Source organism: Roseovarius sp. D0-M9, from assembly GCF_037083805.1.
GTDB lineage: Bacteria > Pseudomonadota > Alphaproteobacteria > Rhodobacterales > Rhodobacteraceae > Roseovarius.
Map to the genome: position 1 here is coordinate 25,545 of NZ_JBAPKZ010000022.1, position 20,507 is coordinate 46,051.

20 protein-coding genes and 1 other RNA gene are annotated in these 20,507 nt (G+C 63.6%); 13 read left to right on the plus strand and 8 right to left on the minus strand.

Features of this window, described 5'->3' with window-relative positions; genetic code table 11:
* Window positions 1–194: 194 nt before the first annotated feature.
* The 5 genes from V8352_RS14390 to V8352_RS14410 form a co-directional block, all read right to left on the minus strand.
* Complete coding sequence (locus tag V8352_RS14390; protein WP_336424991.1) at window positions 195–359, minus strand: hypothetical protein; 165 nt, start codon at window positions 357–359, stop codon at window positions 195–197.
* Window positions 356–1,492 carry a YeeE/YedE family protein gene (locus V8352_RS14395; RefSeq protein ID WP_336424992.1) on the minus strand — a complete coding sequence of 379 codons (1,137 nt, stop codon included), beginning with the start codon at window positions 1,490–1,492 and terminating at the stop codon, window positions 356–358. The genes V8352_RS14390 and V8352_RS14395 overlap by 4 nt, the downstream gene beginning before the upstream one ends.
* Window positions 1,492–2,424, minus strand: coding sequence for a sulfurtransferase (locus V8352_RS14400; RefSeq protein WP_336424993.1), 933 nt, complete (start codon window positions 2,422–2,424; stop codon window positions 1,492–1,494). The genes V8352_RS14395 and V8352_RS14400 overlap by 1 nt, the downstream gene beginning before the upstream one ends.
* Window positions 2,425–2,755: 331 nt before the next feature.
* Entirely contained in the window at window positions 2,756–3,673 is a 918-nt protein-coding gene (locus V8352_RS14405; RefSeq protein WP_336424994.1) for a dimethylarginine dimethylaminohydrolase family protein, read from the minus strand.
* Between the two features lie 13 nt (window positions 3,674–3,686).
* Window positions 3,687–5,279, minus strand: coding sequence for an amidohydrolase (locus V8352_RS14410; RefSeq protein WP_336424995.1), 1,593 nt, complete (start codon window positions 5,277–5,279; stop codon window positions 3,687–3,689).
* 126 nt (window positions 5,280–5,405) lie between these two features.
* Here V8352_RS14410 and V8352_RS14415 point away from each other — a divergent pair, with 126 nt between their 5' ends.
* The 5 genes from V8352_RS14415 (at window position 5,406) to V8352_RS14435 (ending at window position 10,323) form a co-directional block, all read left to right on the plus strand.
* A complete protein-coding gene (locus V8352_RS14415; protein ID WP_336424996.1) occupies window positions 5,406–6,296 on the plus strand; it encodes a LysR substrate-binding domain-containing protein in 891 nt (296 codons plus the stop codon).
* A gap of 115 nt (window positions 6,297–6,411) precedes the next feature.
* Window positions 6,412–7,479, plus strand: coding sequence for an ABC transporter ATP-binding protein (locus tag V8352_RS14420; RefSeq protein ID WP_336424997.1), 1,068 nt, complete (start codon window positions 6,412–6,414; stop codon window positions 7,477–7,479).
* Window positions 7,480–7,517: 38 nt separating this feature from the next.
* Window positions 7,518–8,639, plus strand: a complete 1,122-nt coding sequence (locus V8352_RS14425) for an ABC transporter substrate-binding protein (protein ID WP_336424998.1) — start codon at window positions 7,518–7,520, stop codon at window positions 8,637–8,639.
* Window positions 8,640–8,698: 59 nt separating this feature from the next.
* Window positions 8,699–9,517, plus strand: coding sequence for an ABC transporter permease (locus tag V8352_RS14430; RefSeq protein ID WP_336424999.1), 819 nt, complete (start codon window positions 8,699–8,701; stop codon window positions 9,515–9,517).
* Window positions 9,514–10,323 (plus strand): ABC transporter permease, encoded by an 810-nt coding sequence (locus V8352_RS14435; protein WP_336425000.1) that lies wholly within the window; start codon window positions 9,514–9,516, stop codon window positions 10,321–10,323. Before V8352_RS14430 ends, V8352_RS14435 begins: the two co-directional genes overlap by 4 nt.
* Before the next feature lie 84 nt (window positions 10,324–10,407).
* Here V8352_RS14435 and V8352_RS14440 read toward each other — a convergent pair whose 3' ends face one another.
* Window positions 10,408–11,028: a TetR/AcrR family transcriptional regulator gene (locus tag V8352_RS14440; protein ID WP_336425001.1), complete on the minus strand. Its 621-nt coding sequence runs from the start codon at window positions 11,026–11,028 to the stop codon at window positions 10,408–10,410.
* 134 nt (window positions 11,029–11,162) lie between these two features.
* On the opposite strand from V8352_RS14440, the gene V8352_RS14445 reads away from it, so the two are divergent.
* Genes V8352_RS14445 through V8352_RS14470 form a run of 5 tightly spaced genes read left to right on the plus strand, consistent with a single transcriptional unit; the run spans window position 11,163 to window position 15,634 of the window.
* A complete protein-coding gene (locus tag V8352_RS14445; protein WP_336425002.1) occupies window positions 11,163–12,224 on the plus strand; it encodes an ABC transporter substrate-binding protein in 1,062 nt (353 codons plus the stop codon).
* Entirely contained in the window at window positions 12,224–13,072 is an 849-nt protein-coding gene (locus tag V8352_RS14450; RefSeq protein WP_336425003.1) for an ABC transporter permease, read from the plus strand. Before V8352_RS14445 ends, V8352_RS14450 begins: the two co-directional genes overlap by 1 nt.
* Window positions 13,069–13,842 carry an ABC transporter permease gene (locus V8352_RS14455; RefSeq protein WP_336425004.1) on the plus strand — a complete coding sequence of 258 codons (774 nt, stop codon included), beginning with the start codon at window positions 13,069–13,071 and terminating at the stop codon, window positions 13,840–13,842. The genes V8352_RS14450 and V8352_RS14455 overlap by 4 nt, the downstream gene beginning before the upstream one ends.
* A complete protein-coding gene (locus V8352_RS21980; RefSeq protein WP_442971039.1) occupies window positions 13,839–14,882 on the plus strand; it encodes an ABC transporter ATP-binding protein in 1,044 nt (347 codons plus the stop codon). The genes V8352_RS14455 and V8352_RS21980 overlap by 4 nt, the downstream gene beginning before the upstream one ends.
* Entirely contained in the window at window positions 14,879–15,634 is a 756-nt protein-coding gene (locus tag V8352_RS14470) for an MBL fold metallo-hydrolase (protein WP_336425005.1), read from the plus strand. Before V8352_RS21980 ends, V8352_RS14470 begins: the two co-directional genes overlap by 4 nt.
* On the opposite strand, the gene cobO is transcribed toward V8352_RS14470, so the two are convergent.
* Together cobO and V8352_RS14480 are read right to left on the minus strand one after the other, a co-directional pair.
* Window positions 15,635–16,243 carry a cob(I)yrinic acid a,c-diamide adenosyltransferase gene (gene cobO / locus V8352_RS14475; protein ID WP_336425006.1) on the minus strand — a complete coding sequence of 203 codons (609 nt, stop codon included), beginning with the start codon at window positions 16,241–16,243 and terminating at the stop codon, window positions 15,635–15,637. It abuts the gene before it with no gap.
* An 83-nt stretch (window positions 16,244–16,326) separates the two neighbouring features.
* Complete coding sequence (locus tag V8352_RS14480; RefSeq protein ID WP_336425007.1) at window positions 16,327–17,934, minus strand: ABC transporter substrate-binding protein; 1,608 nt, start codon at window positions 17,932–17,934, stop codon at window positions 16,327–16,329.
* A 297-nt stretch (window positions 17,935–18,231) separates the two neighbouring features.
* Here V8352_RS14480 and V8352_RS14485 point away from each other — a divergent pair, with 297 nt between their 5' ends.
* From V8352_RS14485 to ssrA, 3 genes are all read left to right on the plus strand, one after another.
* Window positions 18,232–18,570: a P-II family nitrogen regulator gene (locus V8352_RS14485; RefSeq protein ID WP_336425008.1), complete on the plus strand. Its 339-nt coding sequence runs from the start codon at window positions 18,232–18,234 to the stop codon at window positions 18,568–18,570.
* 50 nt (window positions 18,571–18,620) lie between these two features.
* Window positions 18,621–19,949 (plus strand): ammonium transporter, encoded by a 1,329-nt coding sequence (locus V8352_RS14490; RefSeq protein WP_336425009.1) that lies wholly within the window; start codon window positions 18,621–18,623, stop codon window positions 19,947–19,949.
* 92 nt (window positions 19,950–20,041) lie between these two features.
* Window positions 20,042–20,394: a transfer-messenger RNA gene (ssrA, locus tag V8352_RS14495) on the plus strand.
* Window positions 20,395–20,507 lie beyond the last annotated feature (113 nt).

Genomic DNA, 20,507 nt, shown 5'->3' on the forward strand with positions numbered 1-20,507 from the left:
AGCGCTGCAATAGCCTACAAGATCTCTGCCGGGATGTAGCTTAGATGTGCTGGACGGCAATCAGGTCTAAAGGCGCATGAATGCGGCCCCGGCCTGCGCCGCGCCGAGTTACACCGCGGCGCGAGGTGGTCCGCCACATGACGCGGGCACCCAGCGCAGATTGGAACGAGGCCCGCGTAATGGGCTGGCCTGCATCAATCAGGCAGCGCCCCGCAGAAACCGCCCGAAGACGCCTGCCCCGACCCGAAGGCGATCAGCGAAGGCGCGGAATAGGGGTTGGGCGGCGATGCGGTCAGATCCAGCGCGACCACACCGATCGCCATGACCAGCGCCGCGATGGCGATGATGCGGCGGCTCATGTGCGTGGCTCCAGACCCAGGATGGGCCGCAGGCGCACCCCATACCACGACCCGGCAAAGGCGGCAGCAAACCAGACCCAGCCATGCAGGCTGCCCGTCGAGATGCCCGAGAAAAACGCGCCCACGTTGCACCCGAAGGCCAACCGCGAGGAATAGCCCAGCAGCAGGCCCGCGATCACCGTGGCAGCCCATGCGCGCGCGGGCAGCTTGGGCAGCGGCGCGGACAAGCCGCCGGCCCGCCAGCTTGCCACGAGGAAGGCGCCTGCGATCAGGCCGAAATCGGTCAGCGAGGTGTAATCGGTCAGCACGCTGGCGCCGACGCGCTCGGCATTGCCGGGCGCCGACCAGAAACCAGACCCGCTGAGGTCCGCACCAAGGCCCACCGCCCCCTTGGCCACCCAGAGGCCAAGACCATAGACAACACCCCAAGGCTGGCCTGCGACCAAGAGGTTCGCAATGGCAAAGACCGCCAGCAGCACCGCCGCAAGGATCAGGCGACGCGGGATCGCACGGGTGCCGGGCGCGGCGCGCCACAACAGGAACGCGGCAACGGCGGCAAGCCCCGCAAGCGTGATGGCAAGGCCGGAGACCCCTTCGAGCACCATGATGGGCATCGCGCCAAGGTCGGTCCACCACAGGAGGTGATAGGCGCCAAAGAAGCTGCCGATGGCAAAGAACGGCAGCGCAACAAGGCCCACCGGATTACCGCTACCGGCATTGATAAGCGTGCCCGAGCCGCAGCCCAGCACAACCTGCATCGCGGCGCCAAAGACGAAGGCGCCGCCGATCATGGCAAACCCGATGGGCGCCTCGGCGCCCACAAGCTCGCCGCCATGGCTGGCCAATAGCGGCAGCGCGACAATGGCGACGATCGCAATGGCCAGAAGCTGCGCCAGAATGCCCGCAGGCTCGCGCCGCAGGATCATTGCACGCCACGGCCCCGCAAAGCCGAAACGCAGCCCCTCAAGGGTCATGCCGATACCAAGGCCAATGGCCAGCATCAGCCCGAAGCGCGCCCCCGCGAGGGCGGCCACGCTCGCCACCAGCACTGCGGCCAGCACGATCAGGCCAAAGCGCGGCAAAAAGCGCCCCCGGCCTTCGCCCGGAGCGCTCTGATTTACAACGGCGCTCATCAGTTGCCCGTGATCTGGTTCAGCAGGTTCTTGATGAGGCCGGGCACATTGGCCATCTCGTTACCGGTCTTGGAGTAGCCGACCATCGATTCCGGGTAGAGCTTGACGTTTTCCACACCGGCAAGTTCGGACAGGGCGAACCAGTCGGTCGCGGCCCAGTGGCCCGTGTTGCAGAAGGACAGGATGGGCTGGTCCGATTCAAGGCCGAGGCTGGTATAAATCTCGCGCGCCTTGGCTGCATTGACGATCTGCGTGCCACCCTTGCCTTCGAAGAAGTCGGAGTGGATCACGTTCCGTGCGCCGGGCAGCGTGCCGGGACGCTCGGCCGCGCCATGGCCCTGCTTGCCCTCGAAAAAGCTCGCGGGGCGCGCATCGACCAGTGTGGCCTCATCCTCGCCGTTGACGACCGAGGCGACTTCATCGGTCGTGGCCAGCCACTTGTCGGTCCAAGTGATCTCGATATCTGACGGGGTCGGCGCAAGCGTGCCAGTCATGAGGGGCAGATCGCTCGCCTCCCATGCCTGCATGCCGCCATTGACGATCGCCAGCTGCGTCAGGCCCGACGACTTGAGCGTCCAGTAAACGCGCGCGGCGGCGCCAAAATCGGTGTCGCTGTCGCCTTCATGCACGATGGCGACGGGGCGGTCCATCGTCACCCCAAAGCCTTGCAGTGTCGCTTCCAACTGGTCCTCGGGGATCAGCTGGCCGGGGTTGTCCGAGGGTCCGCGAAACGCGGCATAGGGGGCCGAAACTGCGCCGGGAATGTGACCCTCGGCATAGGCGTCACCGCGAATGTCGAGAATGAGGGGCGCGTCCTCCTCAAGCTGCGCGTTCAGCGCATCGGGTGCGACCAACGGGCCGAATGTGTTCTGGGCGAAAGCGGGGGCGACGAGGCTGGCAAGGGCCAGCGCTGCGGGGGCGAGAATCTTCATGATGCGTTCCTCTTGGATGATGCTTGGGCGTGATGTCGGCCCGAATGGCCCGATTGGCAAGGCCCAGCCTGGCCGAGCGCACCCTTCGCCCCCGTTTGATCCGGTCCGGCGGTTCCAGAGCAGAAGCTCGATTGATGACGCAGGCGGCGCAATCGGGCGGCGCTATGGACAAGATACCGCAAGACGGCGCCCTTTAGGAATGTTTTCCTTAATCGGCGCGCCAGACGCATCCATGCACCCATTGCCGTTCCACGCCTGACAAAACGGTCGGCGCGTCCCGCGACGCGCCGACCGTCTCATTTGCCGTGCCCCTCAAGAGCCTGTCTCAGGCTCAGGCCCGGTTCAGCGCCTGCGCCATGCAGTGAATCCCGCCACCGGTTTTCGAGATTTCGGCGGTGTCGACCGCCGCCACTTCGAAGCCGCGCGCGCGCAGGGCCTCGACCAGCACCTTTGACGCCTTGGGCGCGATCACCTTGTCGTTCCCAAGGCTCATGACGTTGCAGCCAAGGTTGATCGTGTCGCGGAAGGGCACGTCGATGATGTCGTGACCCTTGCCCTTCAGCCAGTCCACGATCCAAGGATCGGTGCAATCCAGACAAACGGCAGTCAGCTTTTCGGCGATGGGCACGACCATAAGGTCTATATGGACATAGTATTCGTCGATAAAGGCCAGTTTGACCTCCCATCCCTCATCCTCGAACCAGCCAGCAACCTGGCGCGCGCCCGGCTCGTTGGTGCGTGCGCCACCGCAGCCGATCAGCAGAACGCCCTCTTCGATCACGTTGAAGTCGCCGCCCTCGAAGGTGCCCGCCGTGACCATATCGTAGATCGGGATGCCAAGGTCCTCGAAGGTGCGGATAGCCGCGTAGTTCTCGCCCCGGCGCCACCACTGCGACATCGCCGTGATGATTGCGCCGTAAGGTGTCATGACCGCGCTGTCGCGGGCATAGACCTGCATCGGCAGTTCGGGCTCGGGTTTGTGCATGTGGACCTTGACGCCGAAGTGCTCGTAGGCGGCCACCATCTCGGCATGCTGCGACTGCGCGACCTGGATGTTGCAAGGGTTCTCGCGCAAATGCTTGGACGACAGGCTCGACGTCGACAGATGCTTGAGATGCGCGGGCGAGCCCAAAAGGACATGGCTGAGCGCGCCGGTCTCATTGGGCAGGTGCCAGTGCTGCATGGGGGCGGTGCCGCCGCCGCGCTTGCGCCGCTGCAACGTGAATTCGGATTTGGTCTGATCAAGCATTAGGTCTCTCCTGTCATGCGCCGGGCATGGTGGAAGGTATCCACCAGTCGCGCCCGCGCGGGGTTGAAATATATTCGGGCCAGCGGAAATGGATCGGCGGCGCGTAATCGCAGAGCGGAGCGAGCCATTCCGAGCCGCCGACCCCGCCGCCCGTGCGATCGTTGAATTCCTGCATTGCGGCCTCGCGCGCCGCAGGGTCCTCGAGCAGGCGCAGCGCCGACAGGGCGCAGACACGCGCCGCTGTCCTGACCATCGGGTCGATCGTGGCGGGAATCCCGCCGAGCGCGTTCATCACCCAATTGGGATAGGGCGCACCATTGGCCTTGAGCGCGGGCCGCGCGATATAGAACCGCGCAAGCGGGGCGTGCCAGCTCATGTCGGTGTAATCGTCGGACGTGCTGTTCAGCTGGCTGGGCGGCAGGTCGCGGCGCAGGATCGCCTCGGCGTCCTGCGGCGAAATCAGGCGGCTCATTTCGTCGATGAATGGCTGCTCCATCGGCGCCTGCCCCAGATTGCTCTGGATGTCTTGCGCGACGCGCACCGCATCCGCGCCCCATTTCGGCGCGCCCGCCTCGCGCAAAGCGTCCCAGACGACATTCGCCATCGCATGATTGGCAAGGCCGGGGCGCGACTTGCAGACCCAGTGACGCTCCCACCGGCAGCCGGTCATCGCGGCGACGGCGGCGGCGTTGCGGTCCAGCATGGCTGTCACCTGCTCGGCCATCGCGACCGTCGGCACGCGGATCATGTATTGCAGCTCTGCCAGCCCCGCAGGCTGATTGTCGGCGGTCGCTTGCCCGGCTGTCAGGATCGCCTCCGAGATCGACCAGCCGCCCTGATGCGGCAGCATCGACTCCCGCAGCGCCTTGGACAGGCTATACATCTGCACCAATGCCTCGGACGCGCCGGGCGCGCGGATGGCGCTGTGCGATTGAGGGATCGGCGCACCGTCGCCAGCGTGCCCTTCGGGGCCCCACGTCTCGGGCGCGTCGCAGATAAAGCGGTAGATCATCGAAAAGGCAGCGCCGCAATGCGTGTCCCAGCGCACGGTGTTGCACATCGGCAGCATGTAGAACGGATGAAAGGAGAGCATCCCCGCAAGGCCGTCATAATACCCCGCAGCCGCGTGAATGGGCTTGGACCCCCTCACCTTTTCCGCCGGCTCGCCGGTAAAGCGCAAGCCGCCCTTGATGCCGCGCGCTTCCATCGCCGCCTTGGTCGCCAACAGCCCGCCCAGCGCGCCGACCCCGAGGCCCGAGTGCGGGTCAGTATGCCCGCCCGCCTGATAGCCAAGGCCCGCACGCGGCGCGCGCCGGGTCTCGGCGGCCTGACAATTGCCGGGGATCGCATCGTATTCGGCATACATACCGATGATCGGGCCATCGCCGTTCGACCATTCGGCGCAAAAGGCGGTAGGCATCCCTGCGCTGCCCTCTTCGACGGTAAACCCTTCGGCGCGCAGACGCTCAACGTACCACGCAGCCGACTGATATTCGCGCCACGCCGTTTCGCCATGGTCAAAGATCGTGCTGCACCACTCCGACAGCTCGGGCATGCGGGCGTCGACGACGCCCAAGGCATGGGTCTGTGCATCGGTCAGGGTCATGCGCGTCCTCCTTGACCCAAGACTAGCCAGCGGGGCGGGGCGGATCATAGTGAAACCTTTTCCTTGCATCGGCAAAATTTACTCACCTAACTGGACGCACCGTTTCCCCAGCCAAAGGCCCCGCCCATGTCCCGTATCCCGTCAACCCAAGCCCTGCGAGCGCTCGAATGTTTCGCGCGGCACGGCACGGTCTGGGGGGCCGCGGACGAGCTGAACCTGACGCGCAGCGCAGTCAGTCATCAGCTGCGCCTTCTGGAGCGCGCCCTCGGCTTTGACCTCTTTACCCGGATCGGCACGCGGATCGAGCTCACGCCGCGCGGCCGGGCCTATGCGGGCGATGTGCGCGGCGCACTCAGCACCATCGCGGGATCGGCGGCGCGCAATGCGGGCCACGGCCTTTCGGGCACGCTCACGATCAGCTCGACACCCGGTTTTGCGGCCTTCTGGCTGGCCCCCCGCGTCGGTGCCTTCCGCGCCATCTGCCCCGATGTGGACCTGCGCATCGTGACGCCCCGCCGCCTTGATGACGTGAGCAATCCTGACGCCGATATCTTTATCGCTTTTGGCTCTGGCAGCATGCAGGATGTCGAGGTCGAGCTTTTGCAGGAGGTTGAATTCGCGCCGCTGATCTCGCCCGCGCTGGCAAACCGGCTGGGCGGCATCGAAACCGCGCCCGACCTGCTGCGCGCTGACCTGCTGCACCTTGGCGACGGCACCGATTGGCGCCGCTGGCTCAAGGCGGCAGGCCTGCCCACGGGTGCGGCGGACCGGGGGCCTGTCTTTGGCGACATGAACCTTGTCTACGCCGCGACCATCGCAGGCCAGGGCGTTTCGATCGGGGATGCCATCATCGGCAACGCGGCCATGGAGGCGGGTCAGCTGATTCGAGTGGGCGATGTGCGCATTGCTTCGCCCGATGCCTATTATCTGTGCACGCCGCCCCAGAAAAAGGCACTCGAACCCGGCCGCGCCTTTCGCCGCTGGATCATCGAGGCGCTGGCGCAGCGCGCGCGATGAACCCAGCGGTCGCCCAGCCCCTTCGGCAAATTCCATTTGCCAGCTCCGCGAAAACATTTCATTTGCCCCGGCGCGCCGCGCGCCTCTACGCTTGGCCCTCTAAAGGGAGCGCTCAATGACCGTAAAAACACGCGCGGCAGAAATCGGCGTAGAAGGCATCGGCAAGGATTTCGGCACCTTCACCGCCCTTGACGACATCTCGCTGACCATCGGGCGGGGCGAGTTCCTGACGCTGCTCGGCCCCTCTGGCTCGGGCAAGACGACCTTTCTCATGCTGCTCGCCGGCTTTGAGGAGGCGACGCGCGGGCGCATGACGCTGGACGGGCGGGACATGACGCGCGTGCCTGCCGAAAAGCGCGGCTTCGGCATGGTGTTTCAGGGCTATGCCCTCTTTCCGCACATGAGCGCAGCAGCCAATATCGCCTTTCCCCTCAAGGTTCAAAAGCGCGGCGCGCGCGAAATCAAGGCGCGCACCGAGCAGATCATCGAGATGGTGGGCCTTGCCGGGCATGGGCACAAACGCCCCGATGCATTGTCGGGCGGGCAGCAACAGCGCGTGGCGCTGGCCCGTGCACTGGCCTGCGAGCCGCCCGTGATGCTACTGGACGAGCCCTTTTCGGCGCTCGACAAGAACTTGCGTGGCCAGATGCAGGACGAGGTGCGGCGCCTTCACCGCGAGACGGGCACCACCTTTGTCTTTGTCACCCACGATCAATCCGAAGCGCTGGCGCTCTCGTCGCGCGTCGCCATCTTCGAGCAGGGCCGCCTTCAACAGATCGCGCCGCCCCGCGAGGTCTACGACCGGCCCCATAGCCGCTTTGTCGCGGAGTTCCTCGGCGACATCAATCTTCTGCCACTGTCCGACACGTCCCGCGATGGCGACATGCTGCGCGGCACATTCGCCGGGCGCACCCTGCGCGCGCCGGGGAAGGCAGGGGGAGAAACGCTTGCCATTCGCCCCGAATACATGCGCCTCGGCCTCACCGCCCCGTCCAGCGGTAACGCCATTCCCGCCACCGTCACCGACCTGACGTACCTCGGCGCCGATACGCGGATCGACCTGCGCGGGCCGGACGGAATGGCGCTGGTGATGACACATGCCTCGGGTAGTCTGCCGGACGGTCTAGCCCCCGGCACGGACATCTGGGCCACATGGCCCGAGGAAAAGGGCTTCTTGCTTTAGCCGACGACACACGAACAACCAACCAGGGAGATATAATAATGAAACATAACGATACATTCACCGACGACCAGCTGGAACTCTTGGCCGACAAGGCACGTCAGGGCAAGATCAGCCGCCGCAAGTTCACGCAACTGGGCGCGGCCCTTCTGGGCACCGCGGCACTGGCGACGCGCGGCGCGCCCGTGCTGGCGCAGGATGGTCAGCTGGTCTTTGTCAGCTGGGGCGGCGACGCGGTCGATGCCTATGACGACGCCTATGGCAAACCCTTCGAGGAGGCCACCGGCATCCGCGTGCGCCAGGACGGCTCGGGTCCAACCGAAGGTGCGATCCAGGCCCAGTTCGAAAGCGGCGCCCCCAGCTGGGACATCGTGGACGCCGATGCCTTCTCGGCCGAGAGCCTGGGCAAGAAGGGCATGATGGAGCCGATGGACTACGACGTCATCGACAAGTCGAAGATGCGCGAAGGCTTCGGCTGGGAATACGCCGCATCGACCTATTTCTTCAGCTATGTCATCGCCTATGACGCCACCAAGTTCGGCGACAATCCCCCAACCTCGATGGCCGACTTCTTTGACGTCGAAACCTTCCCCGGCAAGCGGTCCATGTACAAATGGGGCGCAGGCATGTGGGAGGCGCTGCTGATGGGCGACGGCGTCGCACATGCCGATCTCTATCCGCTGGACATGGAGCGCGCGCATGCCAAGCTCAATGACTTCAAGGAGCATGTCATCAGCTTCTGGGGCAATGGCGCCGAAAGCCAGACCATCATGCTGAACGGCGAGGCGTCCATGGCGCTGATCTGGTCGACACGCGCCCGCCTGCTCGAGCAGGACACCGACGGCGAGGTCAAGTTCATCTGGCAGGACGGCATCATCTCGCCGGGCGCTATGGCGGTGATCAAGGGCAATCCGGGCGGCGCAGAAGCCGCGATGAAGTTCATCGCCTCCGCACAGGACCCCGAAAAGCAGCTGGTGATGTTCGACATGCTGTCCCAAGGCCCCGCGAACCCTGCGGCCGACGAGATGATCCCCGAGGATCAGCGCCGCTTCAATCCCGTGGCACCCGACAACTTCGAGCAGCAAGTGGCGCTCGATGTCGCATGGTATGAGGAAAACTACGGCGCGGCCCTCGACGAATACCTTTCGATCGTCTCGGCCTGACGCCTTTGGCCGCTCCCGGACCGATGTCCGGGGGCGGCACTCAAAGCTAAAGGACTTCCATGCCCTACCTGCGTCCCATGATCCTGCTGGCACCGCTGCTGCTGTTCCTCAGCCTCGCCTATGTGATGCCCTTTCTCGGCGTCGTCGGTTGGAGCGTGACGCTGCCCGAGCCGGGGATGCAGAATTACACGACCGCCCTTTCCGATCCGCTGATCCTGTCGGTCTTCTGGCGCACCTTGCGCATCTGCGCGATGGTCACGGTGATCTCGGTCGTCATGGGCTATATCCTTGCGCTGCTTTGGGTGCGGGGAACGCCGCTGGTGCGCACCTTGACCGAGCTTTGCATTCTCATCCCCTTCTGGATTTCGGTCCTCACCCGCGCCTTTGGATGGCTTGCCCTGCTGTCCAGCCGGGGCATCCTCAATGGCTGGCTTGAGGGTATGGGGATCATCGACGATCCCTTGCGCCTCGTGCGCAACGAATTTGGCGTTGTCGTGGGCATGGTGCATTTCATGATCCCCTTCGCCGTCTTTCCGATCGCCTCGGCCATGCGCAACGTGGACGAACGTGTGCTGCTCGCTGCCAGAGGCATGGGCGCCAGCCGCACCCGCATCTTTGCCCAAGCCTTTGTGCCAATGACAGCGGCGGGCATCATGGGCGCATCCCTGCTGGTCTTTGTCTTTGCCATCGGCTTCTTCATCACCCCTGCCATCCTTGGCGGCGGGCGCAGCGTCATGGTGGCCGAGATGATCTATCTGCGCATCTTCCAGTCGCCCGATTGGGGGCTGGCCGCGGCGGTCAGCGTGATCCTGATGGTGGCCATCTCGGCGCTGCTGGCGGTGCTGCTGAAACAGCTCAGCCCCAAAGGTGTGAAATGATCCGGTTGCGCCCCGGCCTTCTGGCCATGTTCCTCGCCGTTCTGGTGGGCATCTTCATGCTGATGCCGCTGATGTCGGTGATCCCGGTCTCGTTCACGCCCAAGCGGTTCCTGTCTGTGCCCGAGGGCGAGCTGTCGCTGCGCCATTACCGCACCCTCATCGAGGATCGCGAGTGGATCGAGGGGATATGGCTGTCGCTTCGCGTCGGCCTGCTGTCGGCCTGCTTTGCCACTGCACTGGGGACGCTCTTCAGTCTGGGGATCTGGATGTTCCGGCCCCGGTTCGCGGGCCTTTTGATGGGCGTCGCCCTTTTGCCGATGGTCGCCCCGCCCGTCGTGTCGGCGCTCACGCTTTACTTCTTTCTCATCACACTGACCAAGGTCAATGGCACCATTGCCTACGACACGCTGCTGGGCGTTGCGCTGGCCCATTCGGTGATGATCGTGCCGTTTGCCGTCGTGCTGGTCAGTGTCTCGCTCGCGCAGGTTGACCGGCGCATGGATCTGGCGGCGCGGGCGATGGGCGCATCGCTGGCGACGCGCGTTTTCAAGGTGATCCTGCCCAATATCAAATTCGGCGTCATCGCATCGTTTTTCCTGACCTTCGTCCTGTCATGGGAGGAGATCGCCGTCACAATCTTCATCACCTCCGTGGATGCGGTCACCCTGCCCCGCCTCATGTGGCAAGGCCTGCGCGACAACATCGACCCGGCCATCGCCGCGATATCCGTGGTGCTGATCGCGATCGTCGCGGCTGTGGTCATCGGGCGCGCGGTCATCACCGCCGCGCGCAGCAAGGACGCCTAAAGCGCATCGCTAAACACAGCGCGACATCAAGGCGTTGCACGCGTTTCGCCTTTTGCTGATATCTCAGGTTAAAGGCGAAACGCTTTAGCCCTTTGCCGCGATAAGCTTGGCGATGGGCGCAATCTGGTGCGCGACCCGCGCGTTCAACTGATCCAGCGTCATGGCATCATCCTTGACGAACTCCATGAACATCGCATTGAGATTGTTGAAGATCACCTCGCCCAGCGCCTGCGCATCAAGCGCGCCCGCCACTTCGCCGCGCGCCTGAAGGCGCACGATCAGCGCCACCACTTGCGCCGACAAGGCGCGGTCCAGCTCGGAAAATCGCACGCCATTGGGCGTATGCGGGGCCTCGACCGACAGAGCAAAGGCGGTGCGCCACATCTCCTTGGTCAGATATTCCTGCGAATGATCGTAATACGACCCGATCAGCGCCATCAGCGCCGCGTCCACGCCGCATGGCGGATCGGCCACGATGCTGTCCCCCGCCGCGAGCACCTCATCGACCTCCATAGCCACGGTCGCAAAGAGGATATCCCCCTTGGAGCCGTAGTAATTATAGACCGTGCCGGGCGAGACCTCGGCCATGTCGGCCACATCCTCGATCCGGGCCGCGCGATAGCCATCGGTCCGAAAGAGTGTCACCGCCGCATTGAGAATCCGTTGATGGCGATCCGCCTTCTGCCGCTCGCGCAATCCTGACATCGGTTCATCTCCTCCATCTCCCATCATTATTTTAGTGTTGACTTTAAAATTGAAGCAACTCATTTTTTTGACCAAGCGGCACGAAGTCCGCAGAGACAAATCACTGAAACGCACACCAACACGGAGAGACCCATATGACCCATTCCCCCCTGCGCCGCACATTGCTTGGCACCGCCGCAATGCTCGCCCTGCCCGCTGGCGCCCATGCTGCCGAGGATCTCAATGCACTCGTCTGGTGCGATCACACAGATCCCGCGCTGATCGAGCCCTTCGAGCAAGAGCATGGCATCCGCGTCAACCTGCGCGAATATGAGGGCACCGCGACCGCGCTGGCCCTGCTTGAGCAGTCGCGCCCCGGTGACTGGGACGTGCTGGTGATCGACGGCATCGACGTGCCCCGCGCCGTCGAGGCGGGCCTGATGGCCGAACTGCCCGCCGATGAGCTGCCCACAAGTGATTTCTGGCCCGGCGTCGCGATGGAAGAGCAGACTACCGTGGATGGCAAGACCTACGCCGTGACTGAAAAATTCGGCTACAATACGATCTCGTTCAACTCGGACAATGTCGACGCAGCGGACATGCAGAATCTGAGCACCGTCTGGAGCGAGAAATACAAGGACCGCATCGCGGTTTATGACTATTACCTGCCCGTCATGGGTCTTGCCGCCATCGCGAACGGCAAGGAGACTGCCAACCTGACAGCCGAGGATCTGCCCGCCCTCAAGGAGACGCTGTTGACCATGAAGGACAACGCGCGGTCGGTCGGCGAAGTCGTGGCCTCGCAAACCGCACTGGCCACCGGCGAGGTCGATATCGTGGTGGGCGGCGGCGAGTGGCTGACCGCCGTTCTGGCCGAAGAGCAGCCCGAACTGACATGGACCATCCCCGATCAGGGCGCCGTGCGCTGGTCGCAGTCCATCGGCGTACTGGAGACCAGCGAGAACAAGGACATGGCCGTCGAGTTCGTCAAATACATCACCAGCCCCGAGGGTCAGGCGCGCCTTGCCACCTCCTCTTGCTACTGGGGGATGCCAGCCAATGAGAAGGCGGGCGAGCATTTGACGGACGCGCAAAAGGACGTTCTGCGCTGGGACGAACAGGGTGATTATCTGGCCCGCGCACAGCTCTACCCGGCGCCCGATGCAACGCTTGACGGCCAGATGCAGGATGTCTGGCTGGAAATGCTTCAGCACTGATGCAACGTTCCGACAGCATACGCGGCTGGGGCTTTGTGGCCCCGGCCCTTTTGTGGACGCTGGCGTTCTTCGTCGTGCCCTTCGGCGTGATGGCGGCGATGAGCCTTGCCACGCTCGAAGGGCGCGAGTTGATCTGGGGCTTCAGCCTCGACAATTACGCGCGTCTCTTCGGTCAGAGCTACCTTTTGCGCGCAATCGTGGTGTCGCTGGAGATCACGCTGACGGTCACGATCGTCTCGATCCTGCTGGCCTATCCGCTGGCCTGGATCATCGCCTACCGCGTGCCGCCGCGTTGGCAGCGGCTGGCGCTGCTCATGGCGATCCTGCCGTTCTGGACCTCTTATGTCGTGCGCTCCTACGCCTGGCTGCTCGTCCTGTCGCGTGAGGGTGTCATCAACCAAACCCTCTTGGGCATCGGCCTCATATCCGAGCCGTTGAACATGGCCTCGACCCGTTTTGCGACGGTCACCGGGTTTGTGCATTTCTTCGTCATGCTGCTGACGCTGACGATCTACGCCAATCTGGTGCAGCTACCACCGAACTATCGCCGCGCGGCGGTCGATCTGGGCGCGAGCAGCTGGCAGGCCTTTCGCCATGTCGTGCTGCCGCTGACCCTGCCCGGCATCATGACGGGCGCCTTCCTGACCTTCGTGCTTTGCGTCGGCGACTACATCACGCCGCAGATCCTGGGCGGCAACAACGAGTTGACCGGGCCGCAGATCATTATGGTGCAGCTGGGGCGCGGGGCGAACTTCCCGCTGGCGGCCGCGATGTCGATCGTGCTGATGGGCCTTGTCACGCTGGCCTACCTCGGCGCGTCCCGCTGGCTGAGGATTGACCGGCTATGAGACGCAGCATCCCTTGGATCTACATGGCGCTGGCCTATGGCTTCATCTTTCTGCCGGTCGTCACGCTCGTGCTTTTCTCGTTTCAGGACGGGCGCCTGCCGGTGCCCCCCTTCAACGGCCCGACGCTGAAATGGTATGCGGATGTGCTGGGCGACAATCGCCTGATGTCGGCGCTGCTCAACTCGCTGCTCGTCGGTGCGGGCTCTGCCGCTGTGTCCTGCACGCTGGGCTTTCTCGCCGCCTACGGCCTTGCGCGGCACATCCTGCCGGCAAGCGCGCTGCTGCGCGGCCTTCTGATCGCGCCGATGACGGTCAGCTATCTCATCATCGGGCTTGGCCTCTTGATCGTCTTCAACAATTACGGGCCCGGCCCGTCGCTCTATGCCGCTGCCGTGGGCCATGTCGTCATCAACCTGCCGCTGGCCTTCGCCATCATCTACGCCTCGATGGGCGCGCAGCAAGAGAATGCCGAGCGCGCGGCGCGTGATCTGGGGGCCTCCGAATGGCGCGTGCTGGCGCTGGTGACGGTGCCGATGCTCGCCCCTGCCATCCTCGCCTCCTTTTTCTTGTGCCTCACGCTCAGCTGGGACGAGTTCATCATCGCGTTCCTCATGACTCGCTTTGACGTGACCCTGCCGGTCGAGATCTGGAGCCTGCTGCGCTCGGGCCTGTCGCCGCGCACGAATGCCATCGGCAGCCTCGTCTTTCTTGTCTCGGTCGCTCTGGTGGTCGGGCTGGAGCTCTTTATCTTCGGAAGGAAACGCCGATGACCGCCTCGATTTCGATCCAGCATGTCAGCCATGATTTCGGCACGTTCCGCGCGCTCGACGACATCAACCTCGAGATCGAGGCGGGCGAATACATCGTCCTTCTTGGTCCCTCGGGCTGCGGCAAGACCACGCTCTTGTCGACGCTTGGCGGCTTTATCGCGCCCGGCGCGGGCAGCGTTTCGATTGGCGGGCGCGACATGACCGGCGTTGCCCCTGCCAAACGTCCCACAACGACGATGTTTCAGGATTACGCCCTCTTTCCGCACATGAGCCTGCGCGACAACGTTGGCTTTGGCCCGCGCATGGCCGGCACCCCCAAGGCGCAGCGCAATGCCAAGGCGGACGAGCTGCTGGATCTGGTCGGGCTGAAGGATGCCGCGTTGAAGCGCCCCTATGCGCTCTCTGGCGGTCAGCGGCAGCGCGTCGCGCTCGCCCGCAGCCTTGCTGTCGACCCCGACGTGCTACTGCTGGACGAGCCTCTGGGCGCGCTCGATCTGAAACTGCGCCGGGCGATGCAGGACGAGTTGAAGCAGATCCAGCGTAAGGTGGGCACGACCTTCGTGCACGTCACGCATGATCAGGAAGAGGCGATGGCCATCGCCGACCGCATCGTGGTGATGAATGGCGGCAAGATCGAGGATTGCGGCCCGCCCGACCGGATCTATCGCAAGCCCGGATCGCTTTTCTCGGCTGGCTTCATGGGCGAAATGAATCGCATCAAGGGCACTGTGCGCGGCGCGCGGATCGAGACCGCGCTTGGCACCATCAGCGCGCCCGGCGGCACGCCGAACGGCGAGGTCGCCCTCTGCCTGCGCCCCGAACAGATCGGCACGGCCAAGGGAGACTGGGACATGGGGCCCGCGCGCATCATCGACGCCGCCTTCTTCGGCACGCATTTTCGCTGCCACCTCGCGCCCGAGGCAGCGCCCGAGATGGCGCTGATCGCGCATCTGCCACCGGGCGCGCGGCCCGAGGCGGGCAGCATGGTCAGCCTTTCGGCCGATCCTGCGGATCTGAGCATCTTCGAGGCGCAGCCATGAGCGCGGGCGCGCCCGGCGGCATGAAGCGCGCAGCCCCCGAGGATTGGTATCGCGTGGAGCGGCGCGCCAATGATGTGACCTACATCTGCGAGCCGCATATCCAAGAGTTCTACCGCTGCAACATGTGGCACGTGCGCGGGCGCGACCGCGACATGCTGGTCGATAGCGGGATGGGGGTTCTGTCGTTGCGCGAATGGGTGCCATTGGTCACTGAACGCGCATTGACCGCCGTGGCCAGCCACACGCATTTCGATCACATGGGCTGTCATCACGAGTTCGAGGATCGCTGCATCCACGAGGCCGAGGCGCATATTCTGGCCCACCCGACCAATGCCGCGACGCTGGCCGATCCCTATGTCACCGATGAGATTTTTACCCAGCTTCCGCCCCTGCCCTACAGCTCGGACACGTATCGCCTGAAATCCGCGCCCGCGACGCGCACGCTGGTCGATGGCGACATGATCGATCTTGGGGATCGCGCCTTCGAGGTGATTCACACGCCCGGCCATTCGCCCGGCGGCATCGCCCTGTGGGAGGCGCGCACCGGCATTCTCTTTTCAGGCGATATCGTCTATGATGGCCCGCTGATCGAGGACACGTATCACGCGGACGCGGCGGATTATCACCGCTCGATGGTCCGGCTTTACGATCTGCCAGTGCAGGTGGTGCACGGCGGGCATTTTCCCAGCTACGACCGCGCGCGCCACCGTCAGATCATCAAGGACTGGCTGGACGCGCGCGAGCGCGGCTGATCACATCTCGACGCCGATCTGCGCCTTGATGCCATCTCTGAACGGATGCTTGATCAGGCTCATCTCGGTCACCAGATCGGCGGCCTCGATCAACTCGGGCTTGGCGCTGCGCCCTGTCAGGCAGACATGCGTCATCGCGGGCTTTTGCGTCAGCAGAAACTCGACCACCTCGTCGATATCGAGGTAGTCGTAGCGCAGCGCGATGTTGATCTCGTCCAGCAGAACGAACTGGATCTCGGGGTCGAGAATCTGCTCGCGTGCGATCTTCCAGCCGTTTTGGGCGGCGGCGATGTCGGCCTCGCGGTCCTGCGTCTCCCATGTGAAGCCTTCGCCCGAGACGAAGAACCGGCATTCATCGGCAAAGCGCTCGCGCAGCAGCGTCTTTTCTCCCGTCACCCAAGTGCCCTTGATGAACTGGACGACCGCGCAAGGCATACCGTGCCCGATGCAGCGCATGATCATGCCAAAGCCCGAGGATGACTTGCCCTTGCCATCGCCGGTATGAACCATGATCAGGCCCTTTTCCTCGGTCTTGTGCTTCATCAGGGCGTCGCGCTGCGCCTTGATGCGTTTCATCTTTTCTTTGTGGCGTTCGTTGATGTCGTCCATGGGCGTGCTTCCTCACATGCTGCGGCCCGCCAGAGGTGTCACCTCGGGCGGGCCGCGTCAATTGCGCTTGGGCCCATCGCGGATCAGGCAAACCACCAGCGGTGATATCCGCGCGCGCCATCCAGTTCCCAGACGGCTGCGATGCTGTCCTCGTGCATGACATTGTCGCGCCGTGCCGACATGCGGTCGCGGAAGAACGGCACGATCGTGCCGCCATCATCACGGCACAATGTCTGCATTTCGGCATACATCTCGGTGCGCAGTGCGTCGTCGGTCTCGGCCTTGGTCTTCAGCAGCAGTTCGTTGAAGCGCTCGTTCTCCCAATGGCTCTCGTTCCACTCGGCGCCCGCCTTGTAGGCGATCGAGAACATCACATCCGGCGTCGGGCGCGCAGCCCAGGACACGACGCAAAACGGCTTTTTCAGCCAGACATTCGACCAATACCCATCCGAAGGCTCCTGATTGACCTTGATGTCGATGCCAGCAGCGCGCGCCTGCTCGGAGAACAGCGTGCACATATTGGTCGCGCCGGACAAAAGCGTGTCGTTGACCGAGATCTCCACCGACAGATTGTCATGCCCTGCCTGCTTGAGATGATAGCGTGCCTTGTCCAGATCCTGTTCGCGCTGGGGCAGATCGGCGGCATATGGCATCGAGGGCGAAATGGGGTGATCGTTGCCGACCGTGCCATAGCCAAAGAGGATCTTTTCCACGATTTCCTGACGGTTGATCGCGTGTTTCAGCGCAAGACGCACGTTCACATCGTCAAAGGGCGCGACATCGCAGAACATCGGCATCGTGATATGCGTGCCTGACGGCACGTTGTCGAGGATGACGCCCGGCGCCTGCGCAAGGCGGCTGGCGGTTTTCAGATCCACGTCCGTCACCGCATCCACATCGCCTGTGACGATGGCCGCCTGACGCGCGTTGGCATCGTTGAGCACCGTCATGTCGATCTCGTCGAACCACGCACCCTCATCCGCGCGGTGCCAATCATCATGGCGCACAAATTTGGCGCGGATGCCCGGCGAGAAATCAACCAGCTTGTACGGGCCGCAGCCGATCCCGTTAGCCCAGTCGATGCCGCCATCGGAACTCGCGGGCTGAATGGTCAGGTGAAAGTCCGAGACAAGGTAGGGCAGATCGGCGTTGCCACGATCCAGCTCGAACACCACCGCATGATCGCCATCGGCGCGGATATTGGTGATCCCTTCCATCAGCGGCTTGGCCGCCGAGGATGAGCCTTCGGCGCGATGATAGTTCATCGACGCGATGACATCCTCTGCCGTCACCTTGCGCCCGTCATGAAAGGTCGCGTTCTGCGCCAGCTCGAAACGCCACTCGGTCGCATCATCCTTCGTCGCCTCCCACGCGGTGGCAAGATCGGGGCCCAGCTCGTTCGTGTTGGTGATCTCGGTCAGGTAGGAGCGCACGACGTGGTTCGAGTGGATCATCAGGATACTCTCGGTCGTGGCCGGATCCCATGTGTCGGTCGAACTTCCGTCATGCACGCCCACACGGAATATGCCGCCGCGCTTGGGCGCGGCGCGCGCGGGCGCCGCCCAGCCGAGGGGCAGCGCGGCGCCAAGACCGGCGGCGGCGCCGCCCGCCAGCACGTGTCGGCGGTTTGGCCTGACGCCCTCAGCGCGGCGGAGGGGGTCCGTGGGGCGCGGGCTGCGGAAATGGCTCATCGGTCTGTCCTATCGCTTTGCTCCAGTCGAACGAGCCACTTAGGTCTGCAGGCAGGCATGTCCAGCGCTGCGCGGACGAGATGTGCATCCATGTGCATCGCACCCGCCAGCAGCGCCAAATCTGCGCTTAAACAATTTTTGCCTAATTTTTAGGCAATTCAGGTGCGCTGCACATTTTGTAATCAGACAGCCCGAAATCCCGCCCCTATCTGGCGGCGCCGACTTACGCCGCAACGCAGAAATTGCCAGCTTCGGGCGGCAAGCAGGACAAACTGCGCTCAAAGGGAGAGGACTTTCGTGAAACTGATCATAGCAACGATCAAGCCATTCAAGCTGGACGAGGTGCGCGAAGCACTTACCGCCATCGGCGTACGCGGCATGATGGTGACCGAGACAAAAGGGTTCGGCGCCCAATCGGGCCATACCGAAATTTATCGCGGCGCTGAATACGCCGTCAATTACGTGCCCAAGATCAAACTGGAGATCGCCGTCGCCTCGTCGATGGCCGATCAGGTCTGCGAGACGATCATGCAGACCGCCCGCACCGGCAAGATCGGGGACGGCAAGATCTTTGTGCTGGACCTCGCGCATGCCGCGCGCGTGCGCACCGGCGAAACCGGCGAGGAAGCGCTGTGATGCGCATGCCCCGCCGCCCCTTGGACACATCCATTCAAACGGACAGGACAATGAACATATCATTCACGAGTAAACTGAGCCTTGCGGCCGCGCTGATCGCATTGCCGCAGATGGGCCTTGCGCAGGACACGGCCGCAACGCCCAGCTTTGACGAAATCGGCCCCTACATCATGACGACGCTGCTGTTCTGCATGGCAGGCTTCCTCGTCTTCTTCATGGCCGCAGGCTTTGCCATGCTCGAGGGCGGGCTGGTGCGGTCCAAGAACGTGACCATGCAGATGACCAAGAACATCGCGCTCTACTCCATAGCCGCTATCATGTATTGGTTCATGGGCTTCAACCTGATGTATCCGGGTGAGTTCAACGGCTACGTCGGCACCTTCTTCTCGCCGACCGTGCTGGACCCGGTGGGCGTGGCTGCCGCCGACGCCGCCCTTGATTACGCCTCAATCGGCTCGGATTTCTTCTTCCAGCTCGTGTTCGTCGCGGCCACCGCCTCGATCGTCTCGGGCGCGCTGGCCGAGCGGATCAAGCTCTGGCCGTTCCTGATCTTCGTCATTGTGCTGACGGGTGTCCTCTATCCGATCTCCGGCTCCTGGCAGTGGGGTGGCGGCTGGCTGTCCGAGGCGGGCTTCTCCGACTTCGCCGGCTCGACCGTCGTGCACTCCGTGGGTGGCTGGGCCGCTCTGGCCGGCGCCATCGTGCTGGGCCCGCGTCTGGGCAAATACGCCAAGGATGGCAAGGTTCACCCGATGCCCGGCTCCAACCTGGCGCTCGCCACGCTTGGTACATTCATCCTGTGGCTCGGCTGGTTCGGCTTCAATGGCGGCTCGCAGCTTGCCATGGGGACCGTGGGCGATGTCTCTGACGTCAGCCGCATCTTTGCCAACACCAACATGGCCGCTGCGGCAGGTGCCGTGACCGCGCTGATCCTGACGCAGATCATGTACAAGAAGCCCGACCTGACCATGGTGCTGAACGGCGCGCTGGCAGGTCTGGTGTCGATCACGGCAGAGCCTTTGGCCCCGTCGCTCTTCGGCTCGCTCTGGATCGGTGCCATCGGCGGCGTGATCGTGGTCTTGACCGTGCCGCTGCTGGACAAGCTGAAGATCGACGACGTCGTCGGCGCCATTCCGGTGCACCTCTTCGCCGGTATCTGGGGCACCATCGCCGTGGTCTTCTACAACGGGGACGCGAGCATCGTGACACAGGTCATCGGCATCGTCGCCTACGGTGTGTTCACCTTCGTCGCAAGCCTCGTGGTGTGGTTCATCCTCAAGGCCGTGATGGGCATCCGCGTGAGCGAAGAGGCCGAGATACAGGGCCTCGACACAACCGAGCTGGGCATGGAAGCCTACCCGGAGTTCAGCAAGGGCTGATTGCCTCTGGCATATCTGCACTGAAAACCATCAGCGCCCGGCAGGATCTGCCGGGCGCTTTTTCATAAAAAAGTGGCGCACTAGCCCCCGAGACGGTTTGCAAACCGCGCAAGGGCGCCTATATTCCAACTGTCCCTTAGGGGACTATGGACATAAACGCGCTCGTAATAAGCGGATCGGACCCGGGGGCGGTACCCGGCGACTCCACCAATCACCCTTCATTTGGGGGCGGATCGGGGTCGAAACAGGATCGACGAACGTCTAAAGGGGTTTTGCTTTGTCTCGGCGGGGTGCCACCGTATCGGCCCGAAAAGTACAATTGCAAATGACAATCGTGCTCCGGTAGCTCTGGCCGCGTAAGCGGTTCGAGAGATCGAAACTTAAGCCCTTGCGCCTAGCAGCGTAAGGCGGGGTCCGCAGGCACCTGGCAACAGAAGCCTGCACTTTATTCCCTCATTTAGTATCCCCTATCCAGTCCCATGACCGGCAACCATAAGGTTCGCGTGTCATGCAAGTTTCATATGCCGGCGCGTTGACACGCGCGCGCTACCCGATGAG